This window comes from Thermodesulfobacteriota bacterium, from assembly GCA_036397855.1.
Lineage (GTDB): Bacteria > Desulfobacterota_D > UBA1144 > Nemesobacterales > CSP1-2 > DASWID01.
The window spans coordinates 1-8,194 of record DASWID010000011.1; the positions used below are offsets into that span (position 1 = coordinate 1).

General features: G+C 38.6%; 8 protein-coding genes. 3 read left to right on the top strand and 5 right to left on the bottom strand.

Annotation, left to right across the window (positions count from 1 at the left end; all coding sequences use genetic code 11):
- Nucleotides 1-254 precede the first annotated feature (254 nt).
- Nucleotides 255-986 carry a CpsB/CapC family capsule biosynthesis tyrosine phosphatase gene (locus tag VGA95_00600; GenBank protein ID HEX9665043.1) on the top strand — a complete coding sequence of 244 codons (732 nt, stop codon included), beginning with the start codon at nucleotides 255-257 and terminating at the stop codon, nucleotides 984-986.
- Between the two features lie 190 nt (nucleotides 987-1,176).
- Here VGA95_00600 and VGA95_00605 read toward each other — a convergent pair whose 3' ends face one another.
- The 4 genes from VGA95_00605 to VGA95_00620 form a co-directional block, all read right to left on the bottom strand.
- Nucleotides 1,177-2,565 (bottom strand): O-antigen ligase family protein, encoded by a 1,389-nt coding sequence (locus VGA95_00605; GenBank protein ID HEX9665044.1) that lies wholly within the window; start codon nucleotides 2,563-2,565, stop codon nucleotides 1,177-1,179.
- Between the two features lie 154 nt (nucleotides 2,566-2,719).
- Nucleotides 2,720-3,442: a CpsB/CapC family capsule biosynthesis tyrosine phosphatase gene (locus VGA95_00610; protein ID HEX9665045.1), complete on the bottom strand. Its 723-nt coding sequence runs from the start codon at nucleotides 3,440-3,442 to the stop codon at nucleotides 2,720-2,722.
- A 19-nt stretch (nucleotides 3,443-3,461) separates the two neighbouring features.
- Nucleotides 3,462-3,881, bottom strand: a complete 420-nt coding sequence (locus VGA95_00615) for a VanZ family protein (protein ID HEX9665046.1) — start codon at nucleotides 3,879-3,881, stop codon at nucleotides 3,462-3,464.
- Between the two features lie 192 nt (nucleotides 3,882-4,073).
- Nucleotides 4,074-5,252, bottom strand: coding sequence for an NAD(P)/FAD-dependent oxidoreductase (locus VGA95_00620; protein ID HEX9665047.1), 1,179 nt, complete (start codon nucleotides 5,250-5,252; stop codon nucleotides 4,074-4,076).
- 263 nt (nucleotides 5,253-5,515) lie between these two features.
- Here VGA95_00620 and VGA95_00625 point away from each other — a divergent pair, with 263 nt between their 5' ends.
- On the top strand, nucleotides 5,516-6,193 hold the full coding sequence (locus VGA95_00625) for a response regulator transcription factor (GenBank protein ID HEX9665048.1): 678 nt from the start codon (nucleotides 5,516-5,518) through the stop codon (nucleotides 6,191-6,193).
- 282 nt (nucleotides 6,194-6,475) lie between these two features.
- Nucleotides 6,476-7,066: a hypothetical protein gene (locus VGA95_00630; GenBank protein HEX9665049.1), complete on the top strand. Its 591-nt coding sequence runs from the start codon at nucleotides 6,476-6,478 to the stop codon at nucleotides 7,064-7,066.
- 159 nt (nucleotides 7,067-7,225) lie between these two features.
- Here VGA95_00630 and VGA95_00635 read toward each other — a convergent pair whose 3' ends face one another.
- Nucleotides 7,226-8,191, bottom strand: a complete 966-nt coding sequence (locus VGA95_00635; protein ID HEX9665050.1) for a GDP-L-fucose synthase — start codon at nucleotides 8,189-8,191, stop codon at nucleotides 7,226-7,228.
- Nucleotides 8,192-8,194: the final 3 nt, after the last annotated feature.

Here is an 8,194-nt window from a genome sequence, read left to right on the forward strand (position 1 = left end):
CTTTTTGGAATCTTTTTGTTCTAATTATATTAACTCCCCTCTGATTTTCAACCCCCGAAATGTTCTTTTCCGAAATACTTTTATTTAGATTCGTAAGGCTCTCTTGTATGATTAAACTATGATATGGATCAAAAGTTACTCATCATTCCTGATGAAAAATAGGGGTCATCGGCTGGGTGACCCCTATATTTTTAATAATAGAATTGGGGAAAACTGTAAGTCACAGTAGACTTAACGTTTGTCCGGAGAAACGAATGTATCAAAATATGATAGACATCCACTGCCACTTTCTTCCAAATGTAGATGACGGACCCACCTCATGGGAAGAGAGCTTGGAAATGGCAACACTAGCTTCTGAAGATGGGATTCGAATAGCAGTTACAACCCCTCACTGGATTCAAAGAACCAGATGGGAGCCAAGCCCCGATGAGATCAAAAGGAAGGTTGGGGAATTGAATAAAAAGCTGGAAGAGAACGAAATACCTCTTACGATCATTCCTGGTATGGAGGTCGGGATCTCAGAGAATTTACCCGAGCTCGTTTCATCAGGTGGGATTTTGACTCTTGGAGAAAGCCAATATCTCCTGATTGAAGTCCCTTACGTTTCTCTTCCTTATGGAATCGAAGAGATTATTTTCAACCTCAGAGTTATAGGGATCTACCCTATCCTTGCCCATCCGGAGAGAAACCAGGAGCTTCAAAAGAACCCGAAAAGGATCTTAGAGCTGGTTAAGGCGGGAGCCTTTGTCCAGGTGACGGCGGGTAGTTTTTGTGGACACTTTGGAGAAGAAGCCAAGCAATGTGTTATGCAGTTTGCAAAGTTCGGCGTACTCCATGCAGTGGCATCCGACGCTCATTCCGCTAAGAAACGGGTCCCAAATTTATCGGATGGTCTAAAGGTAGTGGAAGAATGTATTGGAAGGGAGGAAGTCCAAAAGGTGCTTACGAATATGTATCGTTTTATTGGAATGGAATCGGATACTTGAATGAACTATTAACTCAAATATCCACGCGTAACGGAAAGTCACTTTTTTAGGTACAGCCTGGGAAGGCAGTTTTTTAGGGGGGAGACTATTTTTGGGCAGTCTGCCATAACTAGCGACTTGGGTTGGTCTAGTAGGATGTGGGAAAGGAGGGGTTTGATGGTTGGTTGGAGATAGGTCTGATCTAGGAGTTTTACGCTCGGGTCTGTACAGCCTTTGTAAAACCAATAAGAAAAGCAAAATACATGGCATTTGACGGTATGTGGAGATTAAAGTCAGCCAGGCTATGGATAAGTATTGATACAACACCCGTTAATGCACCAAGCAAAAGGAAAAATCTAAAATAATCCATCTTTTGTTTCAGTCGCATTAGATCTTTAAAAGAAGAAGATATGTAGAGTGAAAGTGCAGTCATAATAGATAAAAAACCTAAAATGCCGGTTTCAACCATAAGCTGAAGATAATCGTTATGGGCATATACATATACAATAGGTTCTTCTACGGATTTTTTGTATAGAGGGTAAACGTAACTGAAAGTTCCAAGCCCGGTTCCAAAAAAAGGAAAGTCCTTTATAATTCCCAACATATCTTTCCAGACTAATATTCTTGCGGGATCTGCTGATATAGTCTGTAGAAACCTCTCAAATACAGGATAAATCCCGATCAAAATTCCATAGACAATGGCAACAGCCAGAACAAAAAAGAGCATCCAGGATAAATGTAACTTGTTCCTTGTAAAACTCGAGTAAGCCAGATAGAAGAAGATGAGTGATGAAAGGGCACTGAATATGCCCATCCTCGATTTCGAGAGAATCAGTGCAAGAAGCATAATTCCTAGTAGGAAGAGTAGTAAAATCTGCCTATAAAAGTTATCCGATGAAATTAGCTTCTTAAAAAAGGTTTCTTGTCTATTATCATCCCAATTACTTATAGAAAGTACGTAACCCAAAGCAAGAGGAATAGACATCTCAAGCAACCCTGCAAAGTGATTACGGTTTACGAAGGTTCCTCTGGCGGATTCTATCCCAGTACCTGTGGCAACGTCACTGCTTACCACGTACTGGTATATCCCGTAAGCGGCCTCAAAAAGTGACACTGCGAATATCGGGATAAGTACAATTATTATTCTTCTTTCGGATTTAAAGTTTCTCGATATGACAATCCCAAACGCTATGTAGGATAATAAAAGTAAGGTTTCTTTCCATGTGGCATTAGGATAAAGGCTTATTGTAAACATACTTTTTCCATCGAAAAATCCAATACTGGCTATTACCGACTGTGTTTTTTCCCAGATGTCTAAGCTCCTTTCTGACACTATCCTTAAAATAAAGTCTGGAAGTGGAAGGATTTGAAATAAGCAAATCAATAGAAATACCAACAGTGGCGTATAACTCCTTATATTAAGAAAAAATTTCTTCTCCTCATATAGTAGCAATAAAAGCCATATAAAAAAAAGTAGGAAGGCCTGGAGTTGAAGAATAAGCCTGGCCAATGGCTTTACACTGCCAAATGGAAGAGGTGAGAAAATTAGAAGAGAAATTGTAAAAACATAGATCAATGTCTCAAGCATTTTGGTAAACATTCTCATCACTCCGTTTGGATTATGGATTGCAATTTAAAAGCTGTTGATCTGGCTCAAGCTGCAACCTATACAAATTAGATGTCAATAAGAGTTAGGAATTGAAGGAGGTATTGAGAGGACAAGAAGATTTTCTTAGGCTGCGACTCATTTTTATTCAAGTGATATTTAAGTCGTGTGGGATAATCTGAGTAGCACCCTCTTTGATAAGACTGGTCTCTTCTTCTCCTAATATCCTATTAAGCGTCAATATCGCCTTATTAATAATGGGGGGTCTGTTGTTTGGGGAATGTGCATCAGATGCAAAAAAATGAACGAGTCCACTCCTGGCGAGATTGGTGGCACATTCCTTGGCTTCATCACCGAAGTATCCTAAAAAGCTAGAAGCCGTAACTTGGACTAATGCTCCGAGGTCAATAATTTCTTTCAAACGTTGAGGGTTAAGCTGGACTTCGTGACATCTTTCAGGATGTGCAAATATGGGATCTATGCCTGAACACTTTAAACTGTAAATAAGTTCCTCAATTCCATAGGGGATAGACATAAACGGGGTTTCTAATAACAGAAAAGAGCCCCCGGCAAGTGTCAAAACTTTTCCATTATTTACCAGCTCTAACAGGTCTTCGGTGATACCGACCTCCATTCCGGGAAGAACTTTTAAAGTAATATTTTTCTTCTCGAGTCTTTCATTTAATTCAGATACCATTTCCTCGATCCTGTTGGATTCGGGCGCCCATTTGCTCCCTTTGATCCAATGTGGAGTACTAATTGCTATTTCTACTCCCTCCTCTGATAACATACGCGCTAATTCAATGCTCTCATTCCATGTTCTAGGTCCGTCATCAACAAATGGAAGAAGATGGCAATGGATGTCAATCATAGTCTCTTATCCTTTCTGTTTAATTATCCCGGTTTTTCAATAAAAGCTCCGATATACGAATTTCTCTAAGTTTTCCTAAGTAGGTGTACAAAAATATAAATAGTAACCAACCCGAGATTCCTCCAACAACATCCATAAGTAAATCTCGAGGGCTAAAATCCCTACCTACTACAAACATTTGATGAATTTCGTCACCCAATCCAAAAATTGCCATGAAAAAAAAGGTAGCGGTTCCCGTCTTCATCCAGAAAAGATCAAACTTTAGATTATATAAAAAAAATGCAAAGACTAGCCCAAGACCCAGGTAGAGAAAGTAATGTATTCCTGTGTCAGGAAAATTCAAATGAGGTAGTGAGTTACCAGGAACTGATGATAGGTAGAATAAGAAACCACAATAAACAATCAACAGGATTGTACTCAGCCGGAAATGTTTACCCATTTGTATATGTTTCCCAATGAATTAGTTTTTCTTATATGCCTTCAGGTGGCATGGAGTAAGTTTGGTTATTCGTTCAAAATCTAAAATAGATTATTCATTGACTACAACCCATATAAGAGATACCACGGTAGTTACCATCTATAAACTCTATAAATATTTATAAACCATGTTTTAAGCGGTTTATGTATTTTTTTAGTAGAAAAATCCATTCCAAAGCGCCCTTCTTAAGTTAGGGCTCCTAATTATTTTTATGATGGCATCTTTATGCCAGTCAAATTTGCCATTCTTTGCTATGTATGAAAGAAGACCATCCTGCTTAGCTGCATCAAACAATGCATCCAAGGAATTGTCACTCAATTTAGAATAAAACTTATGAAAATATTCACCGAGTGTAATTTCCCTTCCCAACATCTTTTTCCACTTTTTTTCATACTCGGATAGGGTCTTTGCATCAAATTTCCCGATTTTAAATGCTTTCTTAATAATCTCAGAACCCGCTTCAGCACTCAGAAGACCGTAGTAAATACCCCCACCAGTTGTGGTTTTAATATGTCCAGCAGCCTCGCCTACGACAATTATCCTATCGGTGTAGCTCCGTGTTATTGTCCCGAAAGCTATTCCTCTTCTTTTTGCTTTTCCTAACTCTGAGCATGGATCAATATAATCGCCAATTGCTGACAAAGTGTTACTCAAACCATCAATCGCATTTCTCTCGGTCATAACACCGACCCTAGTTCTCCCATCCACAAGTGGAATAGCCCACCCAAAAAATCCAGTTGAGAACCTCTCCCCCCAATAAATTCTCAAACGCTCTATGTCTTCTGTCTTTATTTCTAATTGAATCCCCTTTATGATTTTTTTGGGGCGACCCAATCCCAGGGCAGTTTGAAGATTGTATCTTATTCCTGTTGCAATAACGCAAATAGCTGCATAGGCTCTGTGCTCACCCTCCTGCGCTCTGATATGAGCCATTACATATTTATCGTTCACAGAAAGTGAAGAAATCTTTGCGTTCAGAAAAATCTTTGCACCCCTATGTAGCGCATTCTCAGCCAGTTTCCTATCAAAAATATGTCTATCAACAACAAAGACTGCTTCTTCAGGATGTGAATAATTAATGCAACATCCTCCAGGAGAATACAGGTCCGCCTGTCGCAGTCTACCTACAATCGATTCGTGAGACAGCTCGTATCTGGAAAAGGCCTCTTTACTTATCACTCCGGAGCAGACAACGTCCTTACCAATGTCAGAATTCTGTTCAAATAGGGCTACATTAAACCCGGAATCGGCTAGAATGGATGCAGTTTGGAGACCACTAGGGCCGCCACCTACAACAATCACATCAAACCACCTATTATTTTCCGCCTGCAAGATCTGTAAATTCTCCTAATACTTTTGCTATGTTGCCAAATTAATTCATTTTCCTCTAAAATAATTTATGATTGATATACATTGTCATCTACTTCCCTATATCGATGATAGTCCAGATACTTGTATTGAAAGCCTGGATTTAGCTAGTACGTGCCTCCCATTTTGTTGAATCCAATGTCCCAGGTTAGCTCCTAGAATTTATACACTGCAGTAAAAATTTTAAAGTCGGGCATAATATAGTGCTTAATCATCTGTTAAATGATATGAAGGGTTCAATAAAAGTCGTGATAGTTGACGGTTTAAACCTCTACAGGGAAGGTATCATCAAAATTTTAGAAAAAGAAGATGATATCGATATTGTAGGTGAGTCTTCAATTAGTATTGAAGCCGTTAAACTTGCTCAGGATAAGAAGCCCGACGTTATGATTCTTGACTCTAAACCAAACATAAATTGTTTTGAGATAGTACGGCTGGTTAAACAGAAATCCATCAATACAGGTTTGCTCTTGTTATTGGATGCATATGACGAAGACCTTGTTATTTCAGCCATACAGGCGGGGGCCAGTGGATTTGTTTTAAAGATGTCAGGCTCTGAAGAGCTCATAAAGGCTGTCAGGATTGTAGCAGCGGGTGAGTTATGGGTAAAGAGACAAACGACCGAAAATCTTATTAAAACATTTATGACCCAGCATAACGGTGGCCGTAGTTATTATGAACACATTTTGGACAACCGGCTCACAAAAAAACAATTAGAAGTGGTGAAGCTCGTGATAATGGGTTGTTCAAATAAAGAAATAGCTCAAAAGCTTTTTATAAGTGAGAAGACTGTCAAATCCCATCTGTATAGAATTTTTAAGAAATTAAAAGTAAACAGGCGAGTACAGCTCGCCAAGTATGACTCCCTAATGGCGTTTCCTCGACTCAAAGAAAACAATTTTTAGGTCAAAGAAACAAACTTAAGACGTGTTTCATACCTTAATTAAGTCTTTTTTCATACTTTTGACTGATTTTCCTCACTGAAATCTTAATTATATTTATAGACAAAAATCCCCCGAGAGGGAGGCTCTCGGAGGATTAAGCGCCAATGCAGGATAAACTGCATCAGCTTTGGATAGTATACAAATTAAAAACAGCATCAAGTCAACAACTTTTCTTTAACCAAATACTATAAACTTGCGCGCTTGGTCCTCCTCCTTATCGGGTAATCAGGAGGATGGGCTTCATTGTTGTCACTTCTAAAAAAGCGCAATCAGATTAACCAATATGTAATCGTTATAACTTCTTGCTGGATATTGTTATTTTTGGGTTGTGGCGGAGGCGATAGCGAGGAAATGGACGTTACTAGCTCAACTCTTACGGCAACAGGGATAGATTTTTCCCATAACAATTTTTATACTGAAGACGAATTAACGCAAGCACTGGTCGAAGTTGACGATTACTTAGAAATGGCGCTTGATTGCGCAAAAACTGCATATCCCGACATGGCAGATGTTATAGATTCGGTGCCTGCGAATGATTTACATATTGTAGTAATGTTCCCTGAGTTTTTCGACTCTGAAATTGGTAGGGAAGGATTTCAGTGTAAGTCCGCTAAATCGGGAAATTGTACGGGAGAATATAGAATTGGGAGATCAACTATTCTTATAACTCCTTCGCTAGACGCACTAGGTCATGAAATGTCTCACTGGATAAACGATATGATATTTGGTTCAACTAGCCATGACGATCCTGACGATTTAACTAATCTATGCCCGATTGCACCAGTATGTCATTCGTACTCTTCAAATAGAAATCTTATAGCGTGTAGAAATTAATCTAAGACAAGAGAGTTTAAATCCTAGAAATGTAGATATTTTTAGTATTTTATAAAGGCGTCCAATTTTATTTAAAGGCACTTACAATTTTTAAAAATTTAGTTTTGTCCTAAATTAGATAAGGAAATTAGTTTTCTTGTATGAAGAACCGATATTATTTTAGTAAACGGGAGGATCAATTCTTGATAATAAATTTTCCCTATACCAGTCAATTGTTTTCAGAAGTCCTTCTTCAAAAGAAGTTTTAGCTTCGAAGCCAAATTCTTGTTTTGCTCTAGAAGTATCTAGCATTCTTCTGGGTTGTCCATCTGGTTTTTCTGTGTCCCAAATCACGTCTCCACTATAACCAACTAAATCTTTAATTTTATAGACCATATCCCTAATTATTATTTCCTTGCCTGAGCCTAAGTTTACTGGTTCTTTACTGTCATAGCGTTCTGTCGCCAGTATGATCCCCTCAGCGGCGTCTTCTACATAAAGAAATTCTCTAGATACATTTCCAGTCCCCCAAACTTTTACACTTTTTTCTCTTTTACTCTTAGCATCGAAAAACTTGAGAATAAGCGCAGGTATCACATGGGCATCGTCCGGGTGAAAATGATCTCTCGGTCCATAAAGATTTACCGGAATAAGATAAATGGCATTAAAACCATATTGCTTTCTATAAGATTCTGCTTGGGTAAGAAATACTTTTTTCGCAATACCATAAGGGGCATTGGTTTCTTCCGGATAACCATTCCAAAAATCACTCTCTTTAAATGGAACAGGGGTGAACTTTGGATATCCACAAACAGTGCCAATTGCAACAAACTTTTCTATACCTTTTTGTCTTGCAGCCTCCATAATTTGTAAACCCATTATCGCGTTGTCATACAGAAGCTGAGCCGGAAACTTCATGTTAAACCCAATTCCACCTACTTTTGCTGCAAGATGAATTACTATATCATTGCCTTCTACCACACTTGTACAATTTTCCCAGAGCCTGAGATCACAATTTGAACTTCTTGGTATTGTAATGTTCTCCTTCTTAGCCCCCCTTTCAATAAGTCTTTCAACTACAAAAGATCCTAAGAATCCAGCTCCTCCAGTTATGAGTATTTTTTTCCTGGTGAGGTCGATAGCCATAGT

Bases quoted from the DNA above. Each gene is read 5' to 3' on its own strand.
- VGA95_00635 (HEX9665050.1), bottom strand. From the start codon at position 8,191: ATGGCTATCGACCTCACCAGGAAAAAAATACTCATAACTGGAGGAGCT.
- VGA95_00605 (HEX9665044.1), bottom strand. From the start codon at position 2,565: ATGTTTACCAAAATGCTTGAGACATTGATCTATGTTTTTACAATTTCT.
- VGA95_00600 (HEX9665043.1), top strand. From the start codon at position 255: ATGTATCAAAATATGATAGACATCCACTGCCACTTTCTTCCAAATGTA.
- VGA95_00615 (HEX9665046.1), bottom strand. From the start codon at position 3,881: ATGGGTAAACATTTCCGGCTGAGTACAATCCTGTTGATTGTTTATTGT.
- VGA95_00610 (HEX9665045.1), bottom strand. From the start codon at position 3,442: ATGATTGACATCCATTGCCATCTTCTTCCATTTGTTGATGACGGACCT.
- VGA95_00625 (HEX9665048.1), top strand. From the start codon at position 5,516: ATGAAGGGTTCAATAAAAGTCGTGATAGTTGACGGTTTAAACCTCTAC.